Below are 25,494 nucleotides of genomic sequence, written 5' to 3'. Positions count from 1 at the left end.
CATGAAACCCTTCCTCTCCGCCCACTCCGTCCATCGTTCGCTGCTCCCCGCGGCCCTGGCACTCGCGCTGGCCGCGCCGGCGCTCCCCGCCCAGTCCCTTTGGAAGGACGAGCGCGCCCGCTCCATGTTCGCCGACAAACGCGCCCTGGCCGTCGGCGACGTCCTCACCGTCCTCGTGCAGGAAAGCACCACCACCGCCAAGGACAACAAAACCAGCACCGCCCGCGAGTCGTCCATGGACGCCGGCCTGAGCGCCTTCTTCTACAGTCCCAACGCCAGTTCGTTGCTCACCAAGCGGGGCGAATTACCCGCCCTGAAGTGGGGCAGCAAAAACCAGTTCACCGGCGGCGGTAGCGTGGCCAATTCCGAACAAATCACCGCCCGCGCCGCCGTCCAGGTCATCGAGGTCCTCCCCAACGGCAACCTCATCATCGAAGGACGCCGCGAAACCGTCGTCGGCCGCGAGCTCCAGACCATGGTCCTGCGCGGCATCGTCCGGCCCGAAGACGTCCTGCCCAACAACACCGTCTACAGCTACAACATCGCCGACGCCAAAATCGAAATCGTCGGCAAGGGCACACTCACAGACACCCAACGCAAAGGCTGGTTCAGCCGCCTCTGGGACAAAATCACCCCCTTCTGAAACCTCATGCTCCTCCCGGGCTCCCATCCCCGCTCCACACCGACCCCGCCGGCAACCCGGTCGGCCGCCGGCCCGGGGCGCCAACATCTTTGGAGCACACTGATCCCGCAGCCTGATCCCCTGCCCCCGGCACCGGCCGGCGAGCCCCAACGGTCCCTGCCCGGCCTCCGCTGGGCCCGCAGGCGCTGGAACCGCTGGTGTGCCACCAGCCTCATGAGCCTCCTGCTGCTCCTGCCGGGTTTCCTGCCCCTCTCGGCCCCGGCAGCCGGCGTGCGCGTGCGCGACCTGGCCATGATCGCCGGCGCCCGCGACAATCAGCTCGTCGGCTTCGGCCTCGTCGTCGGCCTGGCAGGCGACGGCGACAAGGATCCCGTCTACACCAAACAAACCATCGCCAACATGCTCCAGCGGTACGGGATCAACGTCCCGCCCACCACCCTCTCCGCCAAGAACGTCGCCGTGGTCATGGTCACGGCCGACATCCCCGCCTTCGCCAAACCCGGCACCCGCCTGGACGTGCAGGTGGCCTCCATGGGCGATGCCAAATCCCTTCAGGGCGGTGTCCTCCTCCAAACCCCCTTGCTCGGCGCGGACAACCGGGTCTACGCCGTCGCCCAGGGCCCGGTCGCCGTCGGCGGGTTCACCGGCGGCCCCGGCGGCCCCGGCGGCGCCACCGTCACCAAAAACCATCCCACCGTCGCCACCATTATCGGCGGTGCACTCGTCGAACGGGAAATCCCCACCGAAATCGTCCGGGACAACGCCATCGAGTTGTTGCTCCGTGAACCCGACTTCACAACCGCCTCCCGCATCGCCGCCGCCATCAACAACCTCTTCACCAACCTGGCCGAGGCGGTGGATGCCACCACCGTCCGGGTCACCCTCCCCGACACCTGGCGCGATCGGCCCGTGGATTTCATCGCCCACATCGAGACCGTCGAAGTCCAGCCCGACATCCCGGCCCGCATCATCATCAACGAACGCACCGGCACCATCGTCGCCACCTCACGCATCCGCATCTCCCCGTGCGCCATCTCGCACGGCAACATCACCATCAACGTCGCCTCCACCCTCCAGGTCTCCCAGCCCAACCCCCTCGGCACAGGATCCACCGTCGTCACACCCAGCACCACCACCGAGGTCACCGAAAACAAGGCCGGCATGGTCCCGCTACCCGAACTGCCCACCGTCGAACAGGTCGCCAGCGCACTCAACTCCCTCGGCGTCACCCCGCGCGACATGATGGCCATCTTCCAGGCCCTCAAACAGGCCGGCGCACTCCAGGCCGAACTGGTCATCCGTTGAGCCATGAACCTCGAAGCCATCCACACCATCACGGGTCCGACCGCACCGCCGCCGCTGGAACACCTCGCCCACAGCAAGAGCCTGTCCGAGGAAGAAAAGGTGGCCGAGGCCGCCCGCCTGTTCGAGGCCATGCTGCTGCGTCAGATCCTCCGCGAAACCCAGAAGCCCGTCATCCCCTCCACCCTCGAAGAGGAGTCCGCCGCCTCCGCCATCTATCGCGACCTTTTCTGCGAACACCTGGCCGAGGCCATCGCACGCAGCGGCGCCCTCGGCCTGGCTGCAACCCTGCAGTCCCAACTCACCCCGCAACCGCGGGGTCCCCATACCACACCTTCGGGCACCGCCGCGCCGGGAATGGACGACGTGTTGCCTCCCACGCCACCCGCCGGCCGCGATCCCAGCCCGCGACCGGCCCAACCTCCAGCCCCGGTGCGCGGTGCCCAGGCGCTCTGGCAAACATGAACGAACCGCTCCAACAGCTCATCGAAGCCCTGCGCCACGAACTCCAACAGTACGGCGAAATGCTCGCCCTGCTGGAGCAACAGCAGGACAGCGTCCTCCACCGGCGCTCCGAAGATCTCCTCCAAACCGTCGGCGCCATCCAGGCCCAGGCACGGACCCTTCAACACGCCCGCGATCAACGCGAAGCCTGCCGGCGCCGACTGGCACGCGAACTCGGCCTGCCCGAATCCGCGCCGTTTTCCGACCTCCTCGCCCGCATACCGCCCGATTACCGGCCCCTGCTCGAGGCGCTCGTCCAGGAAAACAACGACCTGCTCATCCGGGTCCAGCAACGCGCCCGCCAAAACCATCTGCTCCTCCACCGCGCCGTGGAACTCATGCAACGACTCCTGGCGGCCTTCCTGCCACCATCCGCGCCCGTGACCTATGCCGACAACGGCCAGGTATCCGCCGGCCGGCCCTGGTCACCTTCCACCCTCTTCAACGCCGTGGGCTGACACAATGCTCGGTCTCTTCGGATCCCTCAACCTCGGCACGCGGGCCCTGCAAACCCAGCAACTGGGCGTCGAAGTCGCGGGCCAAAACCTGGCCAACATCAACAACCCCGCCTACGCCCGCCAAAAAGTGGCCCTCCAGACCGCGCCCACCCTGCCCACCCTCATCGGGCCCCAGGGCACCGGCGTGGAGGCCATCGCCATCCGCCAGATCCGCAACGCCATCCTCGACAGCCAGATCCTCAACGAACTCGGCGTCGGCGGCTACTGGAACGCCCAACAGTCCGCACTCCAAACCGGACAGGCCATCCTCGGCGAACAGGTGGATCGCCAGGCCCAGGGCCTCAACGAATCCTCCGCCGTTGACCAGGCCGGAACCGTCACCGGCTTGGCCGCCGAACTCACCGGCCTCTTCAACGCCTTCCGCGCCGTCGCCGCCCAGCCAGCCTCCCTGCCCGAACGCCAGGTCCTCGTCCACCAGGCCCAGTCCCTGGCCACCCGCTTCAACCAGATCGCCGGCCGACTCGACGACCTCACCAGCCAGCTCAACCAGAGCCTCCAGACCGACGTCACCAGCGTCAACCAGCTCCTCGCCGACATCGCCCGGCTCAACGACCAAATCGTCAACGCCGAGCTGCCCCTCGGCGGGATCGCCAACGACCTCCGCGACACCCGCCAGCAAAAACTCGAGGAACTCGCCAAACTCCTCCCCGTCCAAACCACCCTCGCACCCAACGGCACCGTCACGGTCTCCCTCCAGGGCGTCACCCTGGTCAGCGACCGCAACGTCCTCGAACAAATCGAAACCTACGACCCCGGCAACGGACGCCTCCTGCTCCGCACCTCCGGCTCGACCACACCCCTCGACCCCGGCTCCGGCACCCTCGCCGGCACCATACAAGTCCGCGACGGCGCCCTGGCCGCACTCCGCACCGACCTCGATACCCTCGCCGCCGCCCTCATCACCGAGGTCAACAACCTTCACCGCACCGGCTACAGCCCCGACGGCCAAACCGGCACCGATTTCTTCACCGGCACCGACGCGCGCACCATCGCCGTCCACCCCGACCTGCTTGCCGACCCCGCACGCGTCCAGGCATCCAACCAACCGGGCGCCCCCGGCAACAACACCATCGCCCTCGCCCTCGCAGAGCTGGCCGACCAGCCCATCGCCGCCCTCAACAACCGCACCTTCTCGCAAAGCTACAGCCAGACCGTCGCCAACCTCGGCCTCGCACTCCGCACAGCCAACAGCCAGATCGCCGACCACCAACAGGTCCTCAACCTCCTCCAGCGCCAGCGCGAATCCATCAGCGGCGTCTCCCTCGACGAGGAGATGACCGACCTGGTCCGCTTCCAAAAGGCCTACGAAGCCTCCGCCCGCTTCATCATCACCATAGACGAATTGCTCGACACCGTGCTCAGCCTGAAACGTTGAACCCGACCACTCCCTTCACCGAGCCATGCGTGTCACGTCCAACACCTTCCCCGAAACCCTCATCCAACAGCTCCAGCTCCTGAGCACCCGCCAGAACCGGCTGCAAACCCAAACCGCCACCGGCCAGCGCATCCAAAACCCCGAGGACGACCCCGCCGCCATCCAGCGCATCCTCGGCCTCCACACCGAAACCGCCGCCGTCCGCCAGTACCGTGCCAACCTCGACAACCTCAACGAACGCGCCAACGTCGCCTTCAACGCCCTCAAGGCACTCAAAAAAATCTCCGACCGCGCCGGCGAGCTCGCCACCCTGGCCGACGACACCCGCTCCGACCAGGAACTCCAAACCTACGCCACCGAGGTCACCCAGCTCATCCAACAGGCCGTCCAGATCCTGAACCAGAAACACCGCGGCGCCTACCTCTTCGCCGGCACCCGCACCGATCAACCACCCTTCGCCCTCACCACCGACCCAGACGGCCGCGTCACCGCCGTCACCTACCAGGGCAACGCAGAAGTCGCCGCCGCGCCCATCGACACCGGCGTCAACCTCGCCATTGACATCCCCGGCGCCAACAACACCGGCACCGGCCCACGCGGCCTCGTCGCCGACAGCCGCACCGGCGCGGATTTCTTCGCCCACCTCATCGACCTCCAAAACCGCCTCCTCACCGGCGACACCCAGGGCATCGCCAACACCGTCCGCCCCGCCCTCCTCCGCGACGAGGAACACCTCCTCACCCACATCGGCAACCAGTCCGCCCTCATCGCCCGCATCCAGACCGTCTCCGACCTCGCCGACAAACGAATCCTCTCGCTCGACCAGGCCGTCTCCCGTGAGGCCGACGCCGACCTGGCCGAAACCCTCGTCCGTCTCAATCAGGTCCAGACCGCCTACCAGGCCGCCCTCCAGAGCGGCGCCACCATCCTCCGCCTGTCCCTGCTCGATTACCTCCGCTGAACCGCACAATCGCGCCCCTCCTCAAGGCTGCACGCCCACCCCGTAAAAAACCGGCCGCCGACAGCCCCGCCCCCGCCGCCTCATCCCGGGATTGGCAACCGGCCCCTGACCCGTCAATCTGGACCCGGTGAACCCGACAACGGCACCCGTCTGGAAAGTCCTCGTCACGGGCGCCACCGGATTCGTCGGCCGCGAAGTGGTCCGACAACTCCGGGCACACGGACACACCGTCCGAGCCCTCGTGCGCCGACCCCGATCCGCCGTGGCCGAAACCCTCGTCCAAACCGCGGGCGTCGAACTGGCCCCCGGCGACATCCTCGACCCTGAAGCGGTCCGCACCGCCATGGCCGGCACCCAGGCCGTCGTCCACCTCGTCGGCATCATCCGTGAGTTCGGCAACCAGACCTTCGAAAACATGCACATCCGGGCCACCCGCCACGTGGTCGAGGCCGCCACCACCGCCGGTGTCCAACGCCTCGTCCACATCAGCGCCATCGGCACCCGCCCCGACGCACCCGCCCGCTACCACCGCACCAAATGGCAGGCTGAGGAACTCGTCCGTCACAGCGGCCTTCCCTGGGTCATCCTGCGCCCCTCCCTCATCTACGGACCCGGCGACCAGTTCATCAACCTGTTCGCACGCATCAGCCGCTGGTCGCCCGTCCTGCCGCTGCTCGGTCGTCGCACCACCCTCTTCCAACCCGTCTTCGTCCGCATCGTCGGCCGCTGTGTGGCCGGCGCACTCACCCATCCCAACACGCCCCGGCGCATCCTCGACGTCTGCGGCCCCGAACGGCTCACCCTCGAGGCCATCCTCCGCACCCTGCTAGCCGTGCTGAACCGCAGGCGTCTCCTCCTGCCCATCCCCCTGCCTCTGGCCAGGTTGACCGCAACTCTGTTGGAATTCTTCTGCCCCACCGTGCTGCGCCGCCCACCACCCCTGAACCGTGACCAACTCCTCATGCTTGGCGAAGACAACATCGGCGACCCCGAACCCATTCAGCAACTGTTCAACCTCACCCAACCCACCTTCCGCCAGGGACTTGCCACCTGGCTGGCACCCACACCCGCCCGGCCGCCCGCCACCTGACGCATCGGGCCCACCTCCCGGCCTCCCCCTCCTCCCCCAAATCCTCTGCATGGTACGCGGCAGCCTCGCCCGCAACCCGATCCCAACCACTTCTAAAGTCCGCTGCAACCGGACCGATAACTGGAATGCGGCACGTTTCGCGGCGGGATGCGCCGCCCGCGACGGGGCATCCGCGCCACGGCCTCGCGTCAGGCCCGCCCGGATCGCTCCGTCGCGATTCGCCCGACCATGGCTGGGAACCCAACGCCCACCCGAGGGCCGGAAACCCGTACATGGCCGGGTCGGGCGGCGCCAACAGTCCCGCGCACACGACTGCGGCAGCACAAACCCCACAGCCAAAAAACACCGTCATGCCATGCAAACTCTGATCCTCGTACACTGCCTGCCCGGACCCTCCCTCAGACAGCAGATCACCACGAACCTACAAAACAGCCAGATCGCTGAGCGGTACGGTCTGGAGCTCCGCAAGCAACAAAAGCCGGGCAGGAATCCGGGGTGGTCTCTCCTTGCACCCTCCGCCCAAGCCGTCCGAGGTACACTCAGGCTGGAGTGGCATGACAATACCCCAACACTGTTCTGCCGCCTCGTCACAAAACGGTCGGACGAACTGCCCAATGAACTCGCGGGCCTTTGGCTACGTTATCTATTTGCCGAACACGGAGACCGCATCCGTGCGGTCCTGATCATGCCCAGTTGCTCCAACAACGCGCCCCATGACCGTGTCAAAACCTGAGCAGAAAGCTCCCAGCCACCAACTCCCCTCCTCGGCCCGCCGGCGATCACGCGGCCCATCGAAGAGTCGCCGTTCGACGGTCCGGCAACTCTGAAGGGAAGAGAACCACAGGGCACATGCCGCGGCAGGCGCTCGCACGGGTCCCCAAACAGCCCGGGCCCAGCAATGGCCTGCCACGAAACACTCCGCGAGGTCGGCGAGACTACGAACTGAAAACCGACAAAGGACAAAAGCCCGGCAGGAATCCCGGCTGGACCAGCGTCACCCCCTGTGACCGAGCCGTCCGGGGCACACTCAAGCTGGGATCGGCTGCGGACACGGCAACGGTCGTTCCCGCAGCCGGAGAATGCCGCGCCGAATCTGCCTGACAAAAGGCAGCGGGTCACGCCAGTCAAAGTCACCGTACACCTTCCTTCGTTGGAGGTAGGGCCGCACCTTTTCCCTCCATGGATACTGCCTGCCCGACCTGTGGAAGAATGTGTAGAGCAGATCCGGTAGGATCTCGATCCACCACGTCCCCGGCTGCACCAAAACCATGCCCGGCATTTCCCCACCCACCAGCTCGCGATAATACAGCTCGGGATAATTCACCCCACTGGCCGTCGGCAACATCCCAAAACGCGCCACACGCACGTTTACCTCGATGAGCTTTAATCGATTGTCCCGAGGATCCCGCTTGAACTCGAAATAGAGCAGTCCCCGATAGTCCTTCACAACGTGCAACAGACGCCGCGCCAACTGCTCAGCCTCCGGGTTCTCCTGCATCGCGTACCCTACCCGCATCACGCCGAATCCCGGGGGATGCTGTCGCACCTTTCGCTGGTATGTAATCGCCGAGGCGGTCCCGGAGCGGGTTACGTACATGCTCACGATCTCATACCGGTCATCTCCGCCCGGGACGACTTCCTGAAAAAGAAGCGTTTGGCCGGCATCCCGCACACGTTCCCAGAGGGCTTCCAACGTGGCCCGGTCGGGTGCCAAGAAACCTTTCCGTCCGTACCGGCGGACGAAGCGCGCACTATCAGCTGGCTTGATCCAAATCGGATACTTCAGGCAGTCCACGGTCGGGCAGCGGCTCTGACCAGGTTTGACCGCAACGGCCGCCGGCATGGGCACGCCCGCTTCCTGCGCGACTTGTTGCAGACGGTCCTTCTCCAAAAACAACCTCACAGCCTCCCAGGGCGCCACCGCGACATGGTAAGCCTTGGCCAATTCGTCTCTGTGTCGGCTGAGCGCCCTGACCCACAGATCGCCAGAAGGAAGCAGCATGGCTCCTTCCCACTCCCTGGCACGCGCCAACAGGAAACGAACGAATTCCGGCTCCCGGGTGTTCGGGTGGGGACATTCGTGGTACCCGACCGCGTAACGCGATCCCCACGCCATCGCGTCCCGCCGCTCGCTCAGGGCCAGGCAGCGCAAGCCCGCACTCCTGGCCAGTGAGCGCATGGCACTCCAGCCCGCCAATCCACATCCCCCTACTATCGCCAACCCCCTGTCAGCAGCGCCCCGCGACATCGCCTCGCCATGATGGCCTCCTCCACCCGCGTTTCTGCAGGCGTGGTAAAAGGCAGGACGGTTTAGACACGCTAAATGTAACAATCGGCAAACACGATTATTTGCGACGGCTTTCCACGTCAAGCCACGTGGAAAGATACCGCCTCATGGTCCCATGAATGGGCCGAGGTTCCAGTGGCTTGATCCCCCTGGCAGTAAAGGTGTAACAGTTCCGAAGTTTCGATTCGTCTCAAGAAAGCGCCGACGATAACCCCCGCGCCGTCCTGCCTTCGGTGCTTCCCGAAAGCCCGTTCTTGCTGGCAGAACGACGGGCGTCTGGTACGGTACTCCCGGACTTCGGTGACCGCGAACCGAAGATGGCACTCGATCCGATTCCATGAAGCACGCGCCCGCTTGCAAGGTGAACATCCTGGTCATCAAACTCGGCGCCTTCGGCGACCTGGTGCTGGCGTTCGACGCGTTTCACGCCATCCGCACCCATCACCGGGACGCCCGAATCACCTTGTTGACCCGTAAACCCTACGCCCCCTGGACCCGGCAAATGCCGTGGTTCGACGTAGTCTGGGAAGACCCCGTACCACGCTGGTGGCAGTGGGCACACATCCTTCGGTGGCGGCGGCAGCTCCGTGCGGGCCGTTTCAGTCGCGTGTACGATCTGCAGGGCAACGACCGCACCGCCTTCTACTTCCGCCTCATCGGCCGGCCCAAACCTGAATGGTCCGGACCGGTCCGCGGCTGTTCCCATCCCCGGCCCGACTTCCGCGGCTCCCCACTGCCGGCGCACGAACGGCTGCTGCGCCAGCTCGAAGCCGCCGGCGTCCCGCGCGCCGGTCGGGCCCCCCTCCACTGGCTCACCGGTCCGGTGGACCACCTCGACCTGCCCCCGCGCTACGTGGTCCTCGTCCCGGGCTGCAGCCCGCACCGGCCCCAAAAACGCTGGCCGGCCGAAAACTACGCCGCCCTCGCCCGGCGGCTCCTCGAGACAGGCCTCGACGTGCTCTTGGTGGGCACGGCAGCCGATCGTGACGCCACCCAACGCATCCGACGCGACGAGCCCCGGGTCCGCGACCTCACCGGCCAAACCGATTTCGGTCAACTGGCCGAGGTCGCCCGGCGCGCCCTCGCCGTCGTCGGCAACGACACCGGACCCGTCCACCTCACGGCCGCCGTCGGCGCGCCCACACTCGTCCTTTACTGCCGCGACTCCGATCCGCAGCGGATGCTTCCCCACGGACCCACCGTCGCCTGGCTCCAACGCCCTCACCTGCGCGACCTCACCGCCGACGAAGTCTGGGCCTGGCTCCGCAACCATTGGATCGGCCCGGCATGCATGCACCGGCCTCACCAGCAGCCCGCGCCCTGCCCGCCGCCGGACAGGCCCGCACTATGACGCTGGACCATCTGCCTGATGCGTCCGGGCCAACCCCCCGGCCAACCAGGTCACCGAGGCAACCCCGATGCTCAATCCAGCCGCGGGATCGCAGGGCCAGGCTTCCAACAAAAAACCCATGCCGCACGCCCGCCAGGGAAACCGCCCCCGCGCGTGGCGGACAGGCCGTGCTCCCGTCCCGCCGAGCATCCAAAACGTCACCTTCGAGGTCCCAACAACGACATCACACGGGTCACGCCTTTCCGATAAAGCTCGGACATCATCGCGGCCAGGGAGGAGCTGCGAACCCGACGCCTACCGGCGATGTACTCCTCCCGGGTGTCGGTCCTGTCCGTGGACGCGGGGTGCCGTTCCTCGATGATCCGCGCCACCTGGGCAAACAACCAGTACCGCTCCAGGTACCGGCGCCGGCTCTCCAGGATCGCGTCGCGCCGCTTCTCGTCTTCGCGATCGCGAATCGCCCGCTCAATCGTCTGCCGGGAACCCTCGAAATCGAAAATGTCAATCGGGATGACGCTCTCCTCCGGAAAGTAATCCGCGTAGTTGGGACACCCGTGGTAGAACGGAAGGCAGACCCCCAGAAACGCGTCGGCCAGCTTCTCGGTGATGTGATGAGGGGCCACGTGATTCTCGATGGCCAGATGAAACCGGTACGGATCCAGCGCATCCGCCTTGTCCGGCAGGTAGTTCCACCCGTGCCCGAACACGTCGAGTTCCGGTAACACCGCCTTCAACTGCTCAACGAACCGCACCCGCTGATGATGATGCGTGTGGCGCTGGCGTTTGGTGGAGCAGACGACCGAGATCAGGCGGGTCTTGGTGAGCGGCACGTTCCGCACGATGGAGTCGTATCGGCCCCGCTCGCTGATCACGGCGTCCCCGTGACCCGTCGCCCCGTAGTACCAAACCAACCCCGGCTGACACCGGATGGCCCGCGGATGCCGCAGGGCCCACGGTTCCTGACTGGTCAACACCCAGCCAAACTGCCGGACATAATGCGGTCCGTACACCTTGATCGAGCTCGGCTCGGCCGTGATCAACAGGGTCTGGGAGCGCGGACAGGCCAACAGCTCCACGTCCCGACCGCGCTCCGACGGCAGATCATCGTACACGACCAGCCAGTCGTACGAACGGACATCGGGATCGAACAGGAACTCGCACCGCCCCCAGCGCGGAATGCCACCCGGGAACCGGCCCAGCCACGAATCGCGATTGTGTTCGCGAGATGCCTTGGCCAGAAACTTCACCCGGATCAGACCGGCATCGTCCGGCTGCTGTGCAGTCTCGTTCATGCAGCAACGTGTCCCACCCTAAAAGCGAGGCCGCAGGGCGGTCAACAGGGACCCCGGCAGCCTCCGAACAGGGTCGCGCAGCGCCCGACCGGCCCCCGGTCGAGGCCCGCAAGGAGACGGAAAGTCACGTCCGGACTGCCCCTCATCCCACGGTGCCCACGGGCCGTTGCAGCTCCCACAATCGCCGGTAGGTCGGATGCGTCCGGGCCAACACCGCAGGCGGACCGTCCCCCGTGATGCGGCCCTCTTCGAACACCAGCACCCGGCGCGCCAGGCTGATGGAACTGAACCGGTGCGCAATCAGGATCGTGGTGCGGCCCTCAACGAGCTCACGCAATGCCTCCTGCACACGCGCTTCGCTCTCCGAATCCAGCGCACTGGTCGCCTCGTCCAGGATGAGGATGGGCGCGTCTTTCAAAAACGCCCGGGCAATCGCGATCCGCTGACGCTGTCCGCCGGACAGCGCCGTGCCATGCTCGCCCACCAGGGTCGCGTACCCCTGCGGCAACGCCCGGATGAATTCATCCGCACCGGCCCGCCGGGCCGCTTCGCGGACCGCCTCATCGTCGGCGTCGGGCCGGCCAAGACGGATGTTCTCAGCGATGGTTGTGTTGAACAGCATCGGCATCTGGGGCACGAAGGCGATCCGGCACCGCCACGCATGCTTGTCCAGTTCCCGGAGATCCACCCCCCCGCAGGTGACCCGGCCCTCGGTGGGATCGAAAAACCGCGGGATCAAGAGGGCAAACGTGCTCTTGCCGGCGCCGCTCGGGCCCACCAACGCGACCGTCTCTCCGGGCTCGATGCACACACTGATGCCGTTCAACGCGGGCACCGCGTCCGCGTCGCTGCGATTCGGATACCGGAACCTCACCTGTTCGAACCGCAGCGGCGTCTCCACCGGCGGGAGCGGCCGCGGGCAGGACGGATTGGGCAGGGTGTCCTCCGCCACCAGGATCTCTTCCAACCGTTCCAAGGACGCCTGGCGCGACTTGAGCGCCGCATGCAAACCGCTGAGCTTTTTCACCGGCTCGTAGGAAAGGTACAGCGCCAGCGCCAGCGAGCTGAACGTCGCAAAGTCGATGCCGCTCCGCACGCCCAGATACAAGGCCACCATCAAACCGCACGTGGCTATGAATTCAATGGACGGCCCCAACATCGCCTCGTACTTCACCGTCTTGAGCGACAATCGCAGGATCTCGCGCAGTCGCCGGGCAAACCGGCGGCACTGCAGTTCCTGCAGGTTGTAGGCCTGAATCTCCAGCGGCGATTGCAGGGCCTCGGTCACCACCGCCGCCAGTTCCCCGCTCTGACGCGCCACCGCTCGAGCCCGCCGCAGCAACCGCCGGGTCACCACCCGCAGCGGGATCACGCACAGCGGAATGGTCACCATCGCCACCAGCGTAAACAGCGCGCTTCTCTCGGTGGCGGAGATCCAGACCAGGTACCCCAGCGCCGCCACCAGCACCAGCGGCTGCTTGATCGCATCGTTGCTGAGCAGCAGGATGAGCGACCGCAACTGCTCGGCATCGTGCACCAGGCGACTGGTCAGATCCCCCGTGCGGTGCCGCTGATAAAACGCCAGCGGCAGCGTCTGCAGTTTTTCAAAAACGGCCCGGCGCAGATTCTCCAGAAACACGAACCCGGCGCGATTGATCCAGTACCGGTTCAAAAACGCGCAGAGCCCGCGCAACAAAAACACCACCGGCATGCCCAGACACGCCAACATCAACAGACGTTCCTCATACTCCCTGCCAAACAGACTGCGGGCGGTTCGAACCACCCACGGCGAGGCCTCCTGCTCCCGGCCGAAGAAGATGGGCAGGACCGTCTTGAGCATCACCGGCAGGCCCACCCCGCTCAACGCGGCGAAGCCCATGCCGGCCAGCAGGCCGCCGATCAAGTACGGCCACGTGGGCCGCAGCAACGGCCACCACCGCTGCAGCCTGCCCACAGCCGCGGCAGCCTCGTGACTCGGCCCGCCGGCGCTGACTCGGATTCCGTCCATCAACCCACCGTTCACCTCAACTGACCGGATCGTCTCCCAGACTACGCCGGCCGGCAAAGACCAGCCAGTGCGGAGTCCACCGGAGCGGCCGGCACCGGGGCCGTTTCCAGACATCCCGTGCTGCCCGGACCTTGCCAGGTCAAACAGCCTGACCGCCACTGCCCCGCCACGCCGTCAGCACCGCCTCCATCACCCGGTCCACCGGCGAGGTGTCCAACCGTTGCGCCTCCGGATGCGCCCGCAACCACGCAACCGACCGCCGGATGCCCTCGCGAAACGAAACGCGACACCGGAAATCCGGCACGAGCCGCCGGAGCTTCGAGTTGTCAAACACCGCCGGGTGCGCCTTGTCACCCTTCAACGGCCCGGTCATTTCCGGACAAACCCGGCAGATGAACTCGGTGGGAACCGGATCCACCACGGGCTCCACTCCCACAGCCTCTCCGATCCGGCGGTAAATCTCTCTCCAGCTCAGCGCCTCGTCACTGGTGATGTGAAACGCCTCGCCAAGCGCAGCCTCATGCCCGACCAAACCGGCCAGACCGCTCGCAAAATCGCCGGCCCAGGTCAGCGTCCAGGGTTGGTCCCCGCTGTCCGGCACCCAGACCGGTGCACCCCGCTCCAGCCGCGCCGCAAAGGCGTACCCCGCGCTGGACACGGGATTGGGAATCCAACGTTCGGAATATGTGTGGGACGGCCGAACGATGGTGACCGGAAACCGCTCCCCAAGCCAACGTTCCATCAACCACCGCTCGCAGGCCAGTTTCTTCCGTGCATAGTCCCAGTGGGGATTGCCCAGCGGATCATCCTCGCGGATCGGCAGCCGCGGCGGCGGCTTGGCATACACCGTGGCCGAGCTGATGAAGATGTACTGGTGCACCCGGCCCGCAAACAGCCCGTGGTCCAGTTCGATCTCCGGCACCTCGTAGCCGATGAAGTTGATCACCACCTCCGGATACCGACCCGCCAACTCACGCCGCATCCCCCCGGCATCCCGGCGATCGGCCGTCAGCGTCACGAACCCGGGCGGCAAGGGCGACCGACCCCGGGTCAGCAGCATGACCTCGTGACCCCGCCGCTGCAGTTCGACTGCGCAGGCCGAAGACAGATTGCCGCCACCACCCAGCAGGAGAACCCGCATGCCCTTCACCATGCGACACGCCGGAGACGATCACAACGCGAAACCCGGCCCGTGCCGGGACAGTCGCCCCCGCTGTCCATGGCGCCGGTTCAAGGAACCGAGGATCGCACGCTCTCGGCAATCTGAAGAAAGGCGCGGGCCGCCGGATGCCCGGGTTGCCCCACCACCACCGGCACACCGCAGTCGCCGCCCTCGCGAATCTCCGGATACAGGGGGATCTCCCCGAGGAAAGGCAGCCGTTGGCGTTCGGCCTCCGCGCGACCGCCCCCGTGCCCGAAGATCTCGATCCTCCTGCCATCCGGCCCGACGAAATAGCTCATGTTCTCGATGATCCCCACGATCGGTACGTGCACCTTCTGAAACATGGCGATGCCCTTGCGCACCACGCCCACCGAGGCCGCCTGCGGCGTGGTCACGATCACTCCCCCATCCAGCGGAACCGTCTGGCAAAGGGACAATTGCGCGTCACCCGTGCCGGGGGGCAGGTCAACCAAAAGGTAGTCCAGCTCGCCCCATTCCACATGGGTCAGGAACTGTTGGATCGCTTTCTGGATCATCGGCCCCCGCCAAATGACCGGCTGGTCGTCGTCCAGCAGGAATCCGATGCTCATCAGTTTCACGCCGTGGCCCACCGGAGGCAGGAGGGTCTCCCGCTCGGTCACCGCGGGGCGTTCGTGCACACCCATCATCAGCGGAATCGTGGGCCCGTAAATGTCGCAGTCCAGCAGCCCCACCCGCGCACCGAGCTTCTGCAGCGCGCAGGCCAGGTTGGCCGCCACGGTGGACTTGCCCACGCCTCCCTTGCCGCTGGCCACCGCCAGCACCCGGCGAATGCCGGGCACCCGGCTCTGATGAGCCCAGGGATCCGGCCCCCCTGCAACCGTTCCCGCCCCGGGCTGGATCAGTTCCACCACCGCCTCCCGCACCCCGGGTAACGACTCCAGCAACGCCTGGCTGTCTTCCCGGATCTTCCGGCCCGCCTCCACATTGGGCGATTGAAGATGCAACACCACGTGCACGCGATCGCCCTCGACCCGGATGTCCCGCACCAGGCCGAAAGAGACGATGTCCCGGCTGTAGCCCGGGTATTTGACGCTGCGCAACGCGTTCCGAATGTCGTCCGGCGAAAGTGAACTCATCGTGCCCGCTCAACTTGCCAAGGTTTGACCCGTTGGCAAGAACACGACCCAACCGGCCGGCGGAGGAACAAGGGATGGCCGGCCGAGGCAACGCCCTGCCGCACGGGCTCAGCCACCCGGTGCGGTCAGGGATTGACCATTGTGTCCCGGCCCCAGCTTCAACAGGAACGGCACCGCGCTGCGGGCCCACTGCTCCGGGCTCGGATAATCCGCCGCCGCGGCCCCGAAACAGGAGGCGAGCATGTCGGTGTGGATGACCCCGGGATTCAACGCCACAGCGGCCAGTCCACGCGGCAGTTCCTCCGCCAGCGCCTTCGTGAGCCCTTCGATCGCCCATTTGGTGGCACAATAGGGTGCGACCTGGGCATCCACACTGCGACCCCATCCGGAGCTGAAGTTCACGATCACACCCCGGCCCCGGCGGATCATGGCCGGAACGAAGTGACGGATCACGTTGGTGACGCCCTTGATGTTGACGTCAATCACAAGGTCGAACTCCCCGGCGGAGAGCTCCCACAACGGCGCCAGCCGGTTGATCACCGCGGCGTTGTTGAGCAACAGGTCGGGCGCACCCAGGGCATCCAGCGTGCCTTGCGCCCAGTGGCGCACAGCCACGTCGTCCCGTACGTCCACACAGGCAAACCGGTGCGGCGACCCGAATCTCCGGCCCAGCTCCTCTACCGCAGCCGCGCTGCGGCCGCACCCGGCCACGGTCCAGCCGCGCCCGACAAACTCCGCCACCATCGCCCGACCCAGTCCGCGGGTGGCGCCCGTGATCACAACCAGACCCCGTTGACTCATGCGGTCAGCGTCCCGATCGGATCCCCGCCGTGGCAAGGGAAAACTCAACGCCCGGGCCCCTCCCGGGGTACGACCACCACGCGCGTCCCGCTTTGGTCGGCTTCCCGGCGCCAGATTCGCAATCGCACATCCGAACCGGCCGCCCCCCGCAGCGCCTCCCGCGCGTCGTCCGGTGTGCCCACCCGCCGGCCGTTGACCTGGAGCAGCACGTCACCCGGACGCAACCCGGCCCGGGCGGCCGGTGACCCGACCGGGACCCGCTCCACGATCACGCCGCGGATGTAGTCGGGGATGCCACGGTCGCGTCGCTCCTGCTCGCTCAACGTAGCAAACTCGAAATCTTCCCACGGGTCGGTGGCCGGTGGCGCAGGACCTTCCTCCGCCAACTCCGGTTCGGGCATTTCACCCAGGGTCAGCCGAACGGTCCGCGTCTGACCATTGCGCCAGACTTTCAAGGTTGCCTCGGTACCGGGTCGCGACTGTGAAACCATCAAGCGAAGATGCCGCGCATCCCGCACGCCACGGCCGTTGAATTCCAGGATGAGATCGCCCTCCCGCAGGCCGGCCGACTCGGCCGGCGTGCCGGTTTCGACCCCGCCCACCAGCGCTCCACCCGACTCCGGCAGGTCGAGCTCCCGACTCAGGTCGGGTGTCAGGCGCCGCAGATACACCCCCAGGTACCCGCGGCGGAACCGGCCCTCGGTCAGCAGCCGTTCCATCACCAGCCGGGCCATGTTGATGGGCACGGCAAAGCCCACACCCACACTGCCGCCGCCGCCCGTGACGATCGCCGTGTTGATCCCCACCAACCGGCCCTGCACATCCACCAGTGCACCCCCGGAATTGCCCACGTTGATGGGCGCGTCCGTCTGGATGAAATCTTCGTAATCCGCCAGACCCAGCTCGCCACGGCCCACGGCGCTCACAATCCCCAAGGTCACCGTCTGGCCCACGCCAAACGGATTGCCCAGCGCCAGCACCAGATCGCCCACTTCCAACTGGTCGCTGTCCGCAATCACCATCGCGGGCAGATCGCGTGCCGGGATCTTCAGCACGGCCACGTCCGTGTGCGGATCCGCCCCGATCACCTCGGCCTCATACTCCGTGCTCCCGTCGGCCAGGCGCACCCGGATCTCGTCGGCCCTCTCCACCACGTGAAAGTTGGTGAGGATGTACCCGTCCTCGGAAACGATCACTCCCGAACCCAGACCACGGGCCTGGTATTCGCGCGGTCCCCGGTTGCGTCGAAAGCGGTCACCGAAAAAGCGCCGGAACCATGGATCGTCCAGAAAGGGATGGACCCAGTCCTCCTCGCGAAGCGTGCGCGTGGTGTACACGGTCACCACGCTGGGCGCGGCCCGCCTGACCACCGGCGCCAGGCTGGTGCGTTCCTTGAGCTCGCGCGGCAACGGCTCGGGATCGAGCCGCAGTTTGGGCAACGGCCGTTGGGCCCGGGCCGTTCCCGCCGGATCGCAAAACCCCGGCCAGGCCACCGCAAGCATCCCCAGGATCACACACGTCCACCAACGCCTGCGTGCCCGCCCGCGCACGGTCCGGGCCTTGAACTCGTCCGGATGCATGACCGTCGTCGGCATCCCCCGGCCGCCCGTGCCCGTCCGATCCGTGCGGCTGCACCGCGACCCTTGACCCAAGCTCACGCCGAAACGTAGCGCGCTTCCCATCCGAATGCCAACCTCCCGTCCTCCACCGCCGGGGCCGGAAGCAGCCGCACCGCGGTTCATCGTTCCCACCGGCCCGACGCGGTTCAGCGGAGACGAAGCCGATAAAACGCAGGAGCCGAAGTCAACGGGAGCCGGACCCGATGCAGCCCGCCCGTCGGCGCGGGAGCGGTTCCCAGAAGCTCGAACCCTCCCCCCGCCAGGTTCGTCAGCCGCAGAAGCTCCCACTCCGGCGACGGGGCAGGCCAGCTCAGTTCCAGCGTGTCGGCAGACATCAGACGGACCCCCAGCCGCGGCGGCTGCAGAAGCCGCGCGTAAAAGCCGTCACCGCCACCCCCGGCAAAGGCCGGTTGCAAAGCCCCGGACACCCACAAGTTCGTGGAAAGCGTGCGCCCGCCCACCCACAGGTGGCCCGCCGGGTCGGCTGCAACGGCGTAACCGTAATCGTTGCCGGCCCCGCCATGATAAAAGGCGTACTCGAGCCCCTGCCCGGCGGGGTCCAACCCCACCAACGCGGCGTCCCAACCGCCGGCCACGGTGTCGCGGCCGCCCTCGGGGACGTTCCGGACCGGGAAATTGGTGGAACCGACCACACCCACGATGTGCACGCGGCCCTCGCGGTCCACGGCCACGTCCCAAGCCTCGTCACGCGCCGTCCCCCCGAATGCCACCGAGTACACCCAGCCGGCGGAGCCTTCGGCCGGGATCTTCGTCACAAACCAGTCGGCCAGTCCCCGGTTTGTCCAGACCGCGCCCCACAGGTTGGTGGTGGTTGCGGGGAAATCGGGGGATTCAGTGGTTCCCACCACGTAAGCGTTGCCCTCTGCGTCAGCGGCAATGCGCGCAGCCGCGTCCGTGAACGTGCCGCCCAGGAACGTGGCGAATGTCAACTCGTCCGAGGCCGAAAACCGGCAAACGAATGCATCCGGCAGGGTGTTCACGTTCGTGGCCAGTCCGCTGGGATCGTTGATCCGCGGTTGGATGGGATGAACCGTGGGGAAATTCGTGGACTGCGTCACACCGGTCACCCACCAACGACCGAGCCCATCCACCGCCACGCCGGTGCCGTGATCCGCATTCGTCCCGCCCAGATAGGAGCTGAACAGCAAGGACGTGCCGTCGGCCGAAAGGCGCGCCACGAACGCATCCCGCCCCCCTCCCGGTACACTCTGCAGCGGCCGCGCCAGCGGCAGGTTGGTCGAATCGGTCAGCCCTGTTACCAACACCCTTCCGGCACCGTCCACCGCCAGGCCGATGCCCTCGTCCGTGCCGCTGCCCCCGAAGAACGTGCTGTACTCAAGGTCGGCCCCGTCCGGCGTGAGCTTGGCCACGAACGCGTCGAGCGGCGGCGCACCCAGGGTCGGGTCCGGCTCTCCCGCAGGGGCCGCCTGCAGCGGGTTGCGGGTGGGGAAATTGGTGGAGGCCGTGAAACCGGTGAGATGCACCGCCCCCGCCGCATCCACCGCCATGGCCAGAGCCGCCTCGTGCGCAGCCCCGCCCAGATAGGTCAACCAGATCAGGCTCGAGCCGTCCGCACTGACCTTGGCCACGAACACGTCTCCGCCCACCGCGGTGCCTCCGCCGTATTGGGTTTGGAAGCCTCCGGCGCTCACCCACCAGGTCGAGGACGTCGTTTCTCCCGCCAAATAACCGTTTCCCTCGGCATCCGTCCCCACGGCCCAGATGATCTCGTCGCCGCCGCCACCCCAGTAACCCGAATGCCGGAACACCGGATCAATCACCAACGACCGGCCCGTGTCATACGGTCCGAGCCGAAACCGCACCAGCGGGACCCCGCCCTCCGCCAGCTCGAACGCGCAAGGAACCTCCATCCTCCCGGATCCGCTCTCCTGATACGCCCGTGGCCGACTGAGCCGAAACTCGGTCGCACCCACCACCATCACCAAATCGCCGTCCCCACCCAGACGCACCCCGTCGGCCCCCTCGACGATGAACCGGATCCGCCCCGGGTCGGCGCCGGGTGCCAGGTGATACTCCATCTCCAACAACCGATCCGTGGCCCGGTGCACCACATCCACACCGGGATAAACCTGCTCGAACCGGATGGCCCGGCTGATCGGCACCCGCCGGCGCCACCGCCCCGGATCCGATCCCAGCAAATAGTGCACCCGCCCAGCCAGGGGTTCCACCGACACGGCCCGCGCATGCGGGTCAGCGTCCAGCCACCGGAAATGCAAAGCTCTTCCATGGGTCCGGCCGGACAGGTCCCCGGCCGCCGGAACCTCACCCCGAGTCGGCTGCCGAACCGCAACCGCACCCGGAGAAGCCAGCCACACCGTCACACAGTCGGGAGCCAGTCCGTGCACCGCGCCGCGCGTCTGCGACACATACCGGTAGCGGGAATCGGCCTGTCCGACGTTTGGCTCGAACCACGCCGGCAGCCCCTGACCCTGTACCGGCCCGGCCGCCTCCCTCACCGCTGCGGAGCCCAGCCCGACCCATGCCAGCAGCCCCGCCAGGGCCCACGACCCGGGACAAACCCGCCAACGGCCCGGTTGACCGGTCAGAAGGAACCGAGCGGAGAAACGATCGGAAACTTTCATTGCACAAGCGCGCCAGGGTTAAAACTCGCGGGTGTAACCGACGCCAAACTGGAAGCGGGGCCGGCCGCTGCTGTACCGCTTGTCGTAGTTGATGGGGATGCCGTAATCGAGGCGCAAGGGACCAATGGGCAGGTCCAGCCGGATGCCGAAGCCCCAGTTGTCGCTCCGGTTCGAAAAGTTGAAATCGAACGCGTCGGCCATCACGTTGCCCACGTCGTAAAACATCGCGAACCGCAGCCGCTGAATCACCGGAATGCTGTACTCGATGGAGCCGAACCAGTAGGTGTTGCCGCCAATGGGCTCCGAGAAGCCGGGCTCGCGCGGCGCCACCTCGCGATACTTGAACCCGCGCAACGAATAGAGTCCGCCCAGGTAGAACCGGTCGTAGAACGGAACCACCTCGGTGTCCCCCCAGGCGTCGGCCACGCCCACCCGGCCCAGGATTTCGATGATGTGCCCTTCAAAAAAGCCGGGGTAATACCAGGCGGTGCGCAGTTCGGTCCGCCAGTACTCCTTTTCACCGGGCCAGGGCCCGGCCGCGTCCGCGTACAATTCGATGCGCTGGCCGCGACTCGGCAGCAGCGTGTTGTTGCGCGTGTCATAGGCCAGTGACAACCCGATGCGCGACACCAGGGCGTTGCCCTCCTCGGCAAAGAGGGCCGAAGGCGCGTTGGCCGGATCCAACCGGATCAGGTCGCCCCGCCCCGGCAACGGCTCCCGCACCCAGCGTGTCGGGTGAAGCCCGGGATCCAGATCGATCCCCACGTTTTCCAACGTGTAGTTGATCCCGCCGATGAAAAAGTCGCTCCAGAGGGTTCGGCGCAGCCCGAGGCTGATGCCCGTGCGGGTTTCATCGTACAGACCGCCGAAGCTCTGGTAGGCCAGGTCCCGGTGGTACAGGTCCACGCTGAAACTGAGTTTCCGCCCGAACAACCACGGTTCGACGAAACTCATGATGTAATCCTGGCGCTCGGTGCCCACCTGGAGGCGCAGGCGAAACTTCTGGCCGCCTCCCGAAAAGGTGGGCGGATGAAACAGGTCGAAGTTCCCCTGCGTAAACTCCACAAAGCCCACCAGCGCGTCCACGGAACTGAATCCGGCGCCCAGGGTGATGTTGCCGGTGTTTTTCTCCTCCACCGCCACCAGGAGGTTCCGGCGGGTGGGAATGTCGGTGGGTTCGGGCTTCAATTCCACCTTCTCGAAGTATTGCAAACCCTTCAGGCGCGCCTCGCTGAGTTTCACCGCCACCATGTCGAACGGTTCGCCCGGTGCCACCGCCAGTTCGCGCCGGATCACGCGGTCCTTGGTCTTGGTGTTGCCGCGGATGTCAATCTTCTCGATGAACACCTTCTGGCCCTCGTTGATGATGTACTCGAGGTCCATGGTGTTGCTCTCGGTGTTGGGGATCCGGCGGACCCGCAGGTTGGGCGAGCTGGCGTTGACGTCAATGTAGCCCTGCGCACCGTAGAAGTTCTCGATCGCCACCAGGTTGTTGGACATCCCGGCCGGGGTGAAAACCTCACCGGGTTTCATGGTGAAGGCCCGGTGCAGGGCGCGCGTATCATACCAGAGCCGGCGCGCCTCCGTGTCCGAGGGCGGCTTCGGATCCGGTTTGAAGTCCGGCGCCACCGCGTTGGTCGGCAGCAACGTCGTGCCCACGAACCGCACGCTGCCCACCTTGTACGGCTGTCCCTCGAAGATCTCGAACCGCACGATCATGCGGTCCGGCCGGGGGTATTCCAGCTTCACGTCCCGGATCTCGAAATCAATGTAGCCGTGCTGCCGGTAAAACTCGGCCAGCCGTTCCCGGTCCTCGTCGAGTTCCTCGTCCTTGTAATAGCCGCTGCCGGTCAGCCAGGAGAACATCCAGTGCCGTCGCGTCTTGATCACCTGGGCCAGGCCCTTCCGCGTCGGCCGGAACAGCCGGCCCCAGAAACTCACCCGCTCCGGAAAGGCACGGGCACCGACAAACTCGACCTGCTCGATTTTGATCTTCGGACTTTCCTGGATCTCGAAGGTGACGGAGGCGCGTCCCGCCGCCTCGTCAATGTTGACCACGTACTGCACCCGCGTGTTGGGATAACCCTTGCTCTGATAAAGCTTCTGAATCTCCTGGCTGTCGGTGAAGAGCTTGCGCTCGATCAAGGGCTGGCCCGCCTGCGAGCTGATCCGTTTGCGCAACCGCGCATCGCTGAACTTGGTGTTGCCCCGAAACCGGATCTCCGTCAGGCGCGGATTCCCCTGCACCACGTAGGTCAGCACCAGCCCCTCCTCGGTGCGATCCGCCAGCACGCGGATGTTGTAGAACTGGCCGGTGGCGTAGAGGCTCCGGATGTCCTCGTCCACGGCCGCCGGCCGGTAGACGTCGCCGGGTTTGACCCGGATGTGAGCCCGGAGCATGGCATCGCTGACGGCCGGCGGACCCACATGACGCACATCCACCCGCACCACCTGGAGCTCCTGCTGGCCGAACGGGGCCAGTTGCCCGTGCACCGGAACGGTCCAACCGATCAGACAGGCCAGCAGAAGAATGCGCAGCAGGGCGTGCATGGTCAGGGCGCGGGCGGCAGATCCTCGGCCTCCACCTTGGCCACGCTCTCGAACCGCGTGTAGGGACGCAGAAACACCAGGTCAATCTCCCCGGTGGGACCGTTCCGCTGTTTGGCGATGTACAGTTTGACAGGGATGGATTCCTGATCGAAATCGCGGGCCGGATCGTCCTCCTCACGACCCTTGGTGTCCCGGTACAAAAGACCCACCACGTCGGCATCCTGTTCGATGGCGCCGGACTCGCGCAGGTCGGACAATCGCGGGGCCTCGCCGGCGCCGCGCTTCTCCACGTCCCGGTTCAGCTGGCTCAGCACGATCACCGGCACGTTCAGCTCCTTGGCCAACGCCTTCACGCCGTTGGAGATGTCGGCGATCTCCTGCTGCCGGTTCTCGGCCCGCCGCGAGGTGGAATGCAGCAGCTGAAGGTAATCAATGACGAACAACCGGATTCCATGCTGCTGCGCCAGGCGCCGCGCCTTGGCCCGCAACTGCAGGATCGAAAGCCCCGAGGTGTCGTCAATGTAAAGGGGTGCACCCGCCAGCTTGCCCGCCGCGGTGGTCAGCCTGGGAAAATCCCGTTCGGCCAGGAACCCCTCGCGCAGATTCCGCAAATTGACCCGCGCCCGCGAACAAAGCAACCGCATCACCAGCGACTCGGCCGTCATCTCCAGGCTGAACACCGCCACCGGCAGCCGCAGGTCAATGGCCACGTGCTCGGCAATGTTCATGGCCAGCGAGGTCTTGCCCACGCTCGGCCGGGCCGCAATCACGATCATCTCCCCGCCGTGCAAACCCGTCGTCAGCCGGTCCAGATCGGGAAACCCGGTGGGCAACCCGCTGAGCATGCCCTTCTGGGTGTAGAGCTTCTCGATCTTGCCGATCGCATCCCGCACCAGCTCGCGGATCGGCACCGTGCCACCTTCCACCCGCTCCTCGCTGATCCGCAGGATGTCGCGCTCCACCTCGTCCAGCAGCTCCTCGACGTTCCCCTCGTACTCGAAGACGCGACCAATCACACCCGTGCAGGTCTGGATCAGCCGGCGCAGCAGGTACTTCTCGTAAACAATGTTCGCGTAATAGGCCAGGTTGGCGGCCGAGGGAACGGCATCCGGCAGCGACGCCAGATAGGCCAGCCCGCCGGCCATCTCCAGCCGGTTGACCGGTCCACCCTGCCGGCCGTCGTCCCACGGCGGGGCATCCTTCAACCGCTGCTGCAGCGTGATGACGTCGATCGGCTCACGCTGCTCGAACATCTCGATCAGCGTCCGGTAAATGATCTGATGCCGCGGATCGTAAAACACCTCCGGCTGCGCCTTCAGCAGCTCGAGGCTCTCACCCATGCACGGATTGGGCGACAACAAGATGCACCCCAGCACGCCCCGCTCGGCCTCCAGCGAGTGCGGAGGCAGCCGGTCCGTGCCCGTCACCGACGGCGCAGAAGGCCGGCGACGCCGGCGCGACTTCAAATCGGCTTCGACTGTGCCCGGGTCACTCATCCGTCACATGAAACAATTCCGGCGGCAGGCCCACAGGCCATTCCGGATTCGCACCGCCGGCCCGGTATTCAATCGCACCCTGCGAAAGCGGACAAGGAGAGAATCTTCCCCCGGCTGCATGCAACCGGCACACCCCCCCCGTGCAGGCTCGAACCGCGACCCTTGCGCCCCCTCTGCCCGGGCCTCCCACCTTCCCTCACCCCGTCCCACCGGCGCATCGGGCCACCTCCGCGCAAGGTCCCCACGCCGGGCGATCAGCCGCCCAACCAGCGGGCTGGCGGGCTTGTTTTTTCAGCGCAAAGGGCCTAGGTTGACCCCATGAAGCACGGGGTCGTGCCAGTGCAGATCCGCGGGCTTTGGCCCAATCAGAGTGGTTGCGCCCTGTTCATCGGGAACGAAGACAAGGTCTTTATCATCAATGTGGACCCGTGGATGGGAAAGACCATCAGTGACTTCATCCACCAACGCGTGCCCGAACGACCCCTCACGCATCACCTCATGCTCAGCATCTTCAAGGGGTTCGGCATCACCGTCGAGCGCATCGTCATCACCGAACTCAAGAACCAGACCTTCTACGCACGCCTGATCCTCCAGCAGGAAAACGAGCTGGGCCGCAAACTCGTGGAGCTGGACGCCCGCCCGAGCGATTGCCTGGCCCTGGCCGTCGCCTTGAAAGCCCCGATGTACGTCACGCGCGAGCTCTTCGATGAAATGGAGGACATGAGCGAGCACCTCCAGCGCATCAACGACCAGGAGGAACTGGAATAACCTCACCGGTTCCGGACCGCTCCCC

At 66.3% G+C, this 25,494-nt stretch carries 20 protein-coding genes; 10 read left to right on the top strand and 10 right to left on the bottom strand.

Translation table 11 applies throughout. From position 1 onward, the window contains the following. Nucleotide 1 precedes the first annotated feature (1 nt). From ACPDIX_RS13280 to ACPDIX_RS13245, 8 genes are all read left to right on the top strand, one after another. Nucleotides 2-643: a flagellar basal body L-ring protein FlgH gene (locus ACPDIX_RS13280; RefSeq protein ID WP_423432288.1), complete on the top strand. Its 642-nt coding sequence runs from the start codon at nucleotides 2-4 to the stop codon at nucleotides 641-643. 213 nt (nucleotides 644-856) lie between these two features. Next, nucleotides 857-1,948 (top strand): flagellar basal body P-ring protein FlgI, encoded by a 1,092-nt coding sequence (locus ACPDIX_RS13275; protein WP_423432287.1) that lies wholly within the window; start codon nucleotides 857-859, stop codon nucleotides 1,946-1,948. Between the two features lie 3 nt (nucleotides 1,949-1,951). Beyond that, complete coding sequence (locus ACPDIX_RS13270; protein ID WP_423432286.1) at nucleotides 1,952-2,410, top strand: rod-binding protein; 459 nt, start codon at nucleotides 1,952-1,954, stop codon at nucleotides 2,408-2,410. After that, a complete protein-coding gene (locus ACPDIX_RS13265; protein WP_423432285.1) occupies nucleotides 2,407-2,907 on the top strand; it encodes a flagellar protein FlgN in 501 nt (166 codons plus the stop codon). Before ACPDIX_RS13270 ends, ACPDIX_RS13265 begins: the two co-directional genes overlap by 4 nt. A gap of 4 nt (nucleotides 2,908-2,911) precedes the next feature. Then, a complete protein-coding gene (gene flgK, locus ACPDIX_RS13260) occupies nucleotides 2,912-4,342 on the top strand; it encodes a flagellar hook-associated protein FlgK (protein ID WP_423432284.1) in 1,431 nt (476 codons plus the stop codon). 25 nt (nucleotides 4,343-4,367) lie between these two features. Beyond that, on the top strand, nucleotides 4,368-5,303 hold the full coding sequence (gene flgL / locus ACPDIX_RS13255; protein ID WP_423432283.1) for a flagellar hook-associated protein FlgL: 936 nt from the start codon (nucleotides 4,368-4,370) through the stop codon (nucleotides 5,301-5,303). Between the two features lie 127 nt (nucleotides 5,304-5,430). Further along, nucleotides 5,431-6,393, top strand: coding sequence for a complex I NDUFA9 subunit family protein (locus tag ACPDIX_RS13250; protein WP_423432282.1), 963 nt, complete (start codon nucleotides 5,431-5,433; stop codon nucleotides 6,391-6,393). Nucleotides 6,394-6,748: 355 nt separating this feature from the next. After that, nucleotides 6,749-7,126, top strand: a complete 378-nt coding sequence (locus ACPDIX_RS13245; RefSeq protein ID WP_423432281.1) for a hypothetical protein — start codon at nucleotides 6,749-6,751, stop codon at nucleotides 7,124-7,126. 294 nt (nucleotides 7,127-7,420) lie between these two features. On the opposite strand, the gene ACPDIX_RS13240 is transcribed toward ACPDIX_RS13245, so the two are convergent. Next, on the bottom strand, nucleotides 7,421-8,572 hold the full coding sequence (locus tag ACPDIX_RS13240) for a hypothetical protein (protein ID WP_423432280.1): 1,152 nt from the start codon (nucleotides 8,570-8,572) through the stop codon (nucleotides 7,421-7,423). A 445-nt stretch (nucleotides 8,573-9,017) separates the two neighbouring features. Here ACPDIX_RS13240 and ACPDIX_RS13235 point away from each other — a divergent pair, with 445 nt between their 5' ends. Next, on the top strand, nucleotides 9,018-10,031 hold the full coding sequence (locus ACPDIX_RS13235) for a glycosyltransferase family 9 protein (RefSeq protein ID WP_423432279.1): 1,014 nt from the start codon (nucleotides 9,018-9,020) through the stop codon (nucleotides 10,029-10,031). A gap of 197 nt (nucleotides 10,032-10,228) precedes the next feature. Here the strand turns inward: ACPDIX_RS13235 and ACPDIX_RS13230 are convergent, their stop codons facing one another. The 9 genes from ACPDIX_RS13230 to dnaB form a co-directional block, all read right to left on the bottom strand. Next, nucleotides 10,229-11,323: a glycosyltransferase family 10 domain-containing protein gene (locus ACPDIX_RS13230; RefSeq protein ID WP_423432278.1), complete on the bottom strand. Its 1,095-nt coding sequence runs from the start codon at nucleotides 11,321-11,323 to the stop codon at nucleotides 10,229-10,231. A gap of 142 nt (nucleotides 11,324-11,465) precedes the next feature. Further along, on the bottom strand, nucleotides 11,466-13,331 hold the full coding sequence (locus ACPDIX_RS13225) for an ABC transporter ATP-binding protein (RefSeq protein WP_423432277.1): 1,866 nt from the start codon (nucleotides 13,329-13,331) through the stop codon (nucleotides 11,466-11,468). A gap of 139 nt (nucleotides 13,332-13,470) precedes the next feature. Then, a complete protein-coding gene (locus tag ACPDIX_RS13220; RefSeq protein ID WP_423432276.1) occupies nucleotides 13,471-14,472 on the bottom strand; it encodes an NAD-dependent epimerase/dehydratase family protein in 1,002 nt (333 codons plus the stop codon). Nucleotides 14,473-14,561: 89 nt separating this feature from the next. Further along, a complete protein-coding gene (locus ACPDIX_RS13215; RefSeq protein WP_423432275.1) occupies nucleotides 14,562-15,611 on the bottom strand; it encodes an Mrp/NBP35 family ATP-binding protein in 1,050 nt (349 codons plus the stop codon). A gap of 108 nt (nucleotides 15,612-15,719) precedes the next feature. Continuing rightward, nucleotides 15,720-16,412, bottom strand: a complete 693-nt coding sequence (locus ACPDIX_RS13210) for an SDR family oxidoreductase (protein ID WP_423432274.1) — start codon at nucleotides 16,410-16,412, stop codon at nucleotides 15,720-15,722. A 44-nt stretch (nucleotides 16,413-16,456) separates the two neighbouring features. Further along, nucleotides 16,457-18,007, bottom strand: a complete 1,551-nt coding sequence (locus ACPDIX_RS13205; protein ID WP_423432273.1) for a Do family serine endopeptidase — start codon at nucleotides 18,005-18,007, stop codon at nucleotides 16,457-16,459. A gap of 170 nt (nucleotides 18,008-18,177) precedes the next feature. Beyond that, the gene (locus ACPDIX_RS13200; protein WP_423432272.1) at nucleotides 18,178-20,655 is read right to left on the bottom strand and encodes an SBBP repeat-containing protein; all 2,478 of its coding nucleotides are present in this window, start codon (nucleotides 20,653-20,655) and stop codon (nucleotides 18,178-18,180) included. 18 nt (nucleotides 20,656-20,673) lie between these two features. Beyond that, entirely contained in the window at nucleotides 20,674-23,205 is a 2,532-nt protein-coding gene (gene bamA, locus ACPDIX_RS13195) for an outer membrane protein assembly factor BamA (RefSeq protein ID WP_423432271.1), read from the bottom strand. 2 nt (nucleotides 23,206-23,207) lie between these two features. Beyond that, entirely contained in the window at nucleotides 23,208-24,701 is a 1,494-nt protein-coding gene (dnaB, locus tag ACPDIX_RS13190) for a replicative DNA helicase (RefSeq protein ID WP_423432270.1), read from the bottom strand. 318 nt (nucleotides 24,702-25,019) lie between these two features. Here dnaB and ACPDIX_RS13185 point away from each other — a divergent pair, with 318 nt between their 5' ends. Beyond that, nucleotides 25,020-25,469 carry a bifunctional nuclease family protein gene (locus tag ACPDIX_RS13185; protein WP_423432269.1) on the top strand — a complete coding sequence of 150 codons (450 nt, stop codon included), beginning with the start codon at nucleotides 25,020-25,022 and terminating at the stop codon, nucleotides 25,467-25,469. Nucleotides 25,470-25,494: the final 25 nt, after the last annotated feature.

The sequence above is a fragment of the Limisphaera sp. 4302-co genome (assembly GCF_049537155.1).
Lineage (GTDB): Bacteria > Verrucomicrobiota > Verrucomicrobiia > Limisphaerales > Limisphaeraceae > Limisphaera.
Note: the sequence above shows the minus strand (reverse complement) of the source record. Positions and strands in the feature narration are given on the sequence as shown.

What these genes read in the sequence shown, in the direction of transcription:
- dnaB (WP_423432270.1), bottom strand. Translation starts at nt 24,701, where the DNA reads ATGAGTGACCCGGGCACAGTCGAAGCCGATTTGAAGTCGCGCCGGCGT.
- ACPDIX_RS13245 (WP_423432281.1), top strand. Translation starts at nt 6,749, where the DNA reads ATGCAAACTCTGATCCTCGTACACTGCCTGCCCGGACCCTCCCTCAGA.
- ACPDIX_RS13230 (WP_423432278.1), bottom strand. Translation starts at nt 11,323, where the DNA reads ATGAACGAGACTGCACAGCAGCCGGACGATGCCGGTCTGATCCGGGTG.
- ACPDIX_RS13210 (WP_423432274.1), bottom strand. Translation starts at nt 16,412, where the DNA reads ATGAGTCAACGGGGTCTGGTTGTGATCACGGGCGCCACCCGCGGACTG.
- ACPDIX_RS13185 (WP_423432269.1), top strand. Translation starts at nt 25,020, where the DNA reads ATGAAGCACGGGGTCGTGCCAGTGCAGATCCGCGGGCTTTGGCCCAAT.
- ACPDIX_RS13270 (WP_423432286.1), top strand. Translation starts at nt 1,952, where the DNA reads ATGAACCTCGAAGCCATCCACACCATCACGGGTCCGACCGCACCGCCG.
- ACPDIX_RS13220 (WP_423432276.1), bottom strand. Translation starts at nt 14,472, where the DNA reads ATGCGGGTTCTCCTGCTGGGTGGTGGCGGCAATCTGTCTTCGGCCTGC.
- ACPDIX_RS13225 (WP_423432277.1), bottom strand. Translation starts at nt 13,331, where the DNA reads ATGGACGGAATCCGAGTCAGCGCCGGCGGGCCGAGTCACGAGGCTGCC.
- flgK (WP_423432284.1), top strand. Translation starts at nt 2,912, where the DNA reads ATGCTCGGTCTCTTCGGATCCCTCAACCTCGGCACGCGGGCCCTGCAA.
- ACPDIX_RS13240 (WP_423432280.1), bottom strand. Translation starts at nt 8,572, where the DNA reads ATGCGCTCACTGGCCAGGAGTGCGGGCTTGCGCTGCCTGGCCCTGAGC.
- ACPDIX_RS13205 (WP_423432273.1), bottom strand. Translation starts at nt 18,007, where the DNA reads ATGCCGACGACGGTCATGCATCCGGACGAGTTCAAGGCCCGGACCGTG.
- ACPDIX_RS13265 (WP_423432285.1), top strand. Translation starts at nt 2,407, where the DNA reads ATGAACGAACCGCTCCAACAGCTCATCGAAGCCCTGCGCCACGAACTC.
- ACPDIX_RS13275 (WP_423432287.1), top strand. Translation starts at nt 857, where the DNA reads ATGAGCCTCCTGCTGCTCCTGCCGGGTTTCCTGCCCCTCTCGGCCCCG.
- ACPDIX_RS13235 (WP_423432279.1), top strand. Translation starts at nt 9,018, where the DNA reads ATGAAGCACGCGCCCGCTTGCAAGGTGAACATCCTGGTCATCAAACTC.
- ACPDIX_RS13215 (WP_423432275.1), bottom strand. Translation starts at nt 15,611, where the DNA reads ATGAGTTCACTTTCGCCGGACGACATTCGGAACGCGTTGCGCAGCGTC.
- ACPDIX_RS13280 (WP_423432288.1), top strand. Translation starts at nt 2, where the DNA reads ATGAAACCCTTCCTCTCCGCCCACTCCGTCCATCGTTCGCTGCTCCCC.
- flgL (WP_423432283.1), top strand. Translation starts at nt 4,368, where the DNA reads ATGCGTGTCACGTCCAACACCTTCCCCGAAACCCTCATCCAACAGCTC.
- ACPDIX_RS13200 (WP_423432272.1), bottom strand. Translation starts at nt 20,655, where the DNA reads ATGAAAGTTTCCGATCGTTTCTCCGCTCGGTTCCTTCTGACCGGTCAA.
- bamA (WP_423432271.1), bottom strand. Translation starts at nt 23,205, where the DNA reads ATGCACGCCCTGCTGCGCATTCTTCTGCTGGCCTGTCTGATCGGTTGG.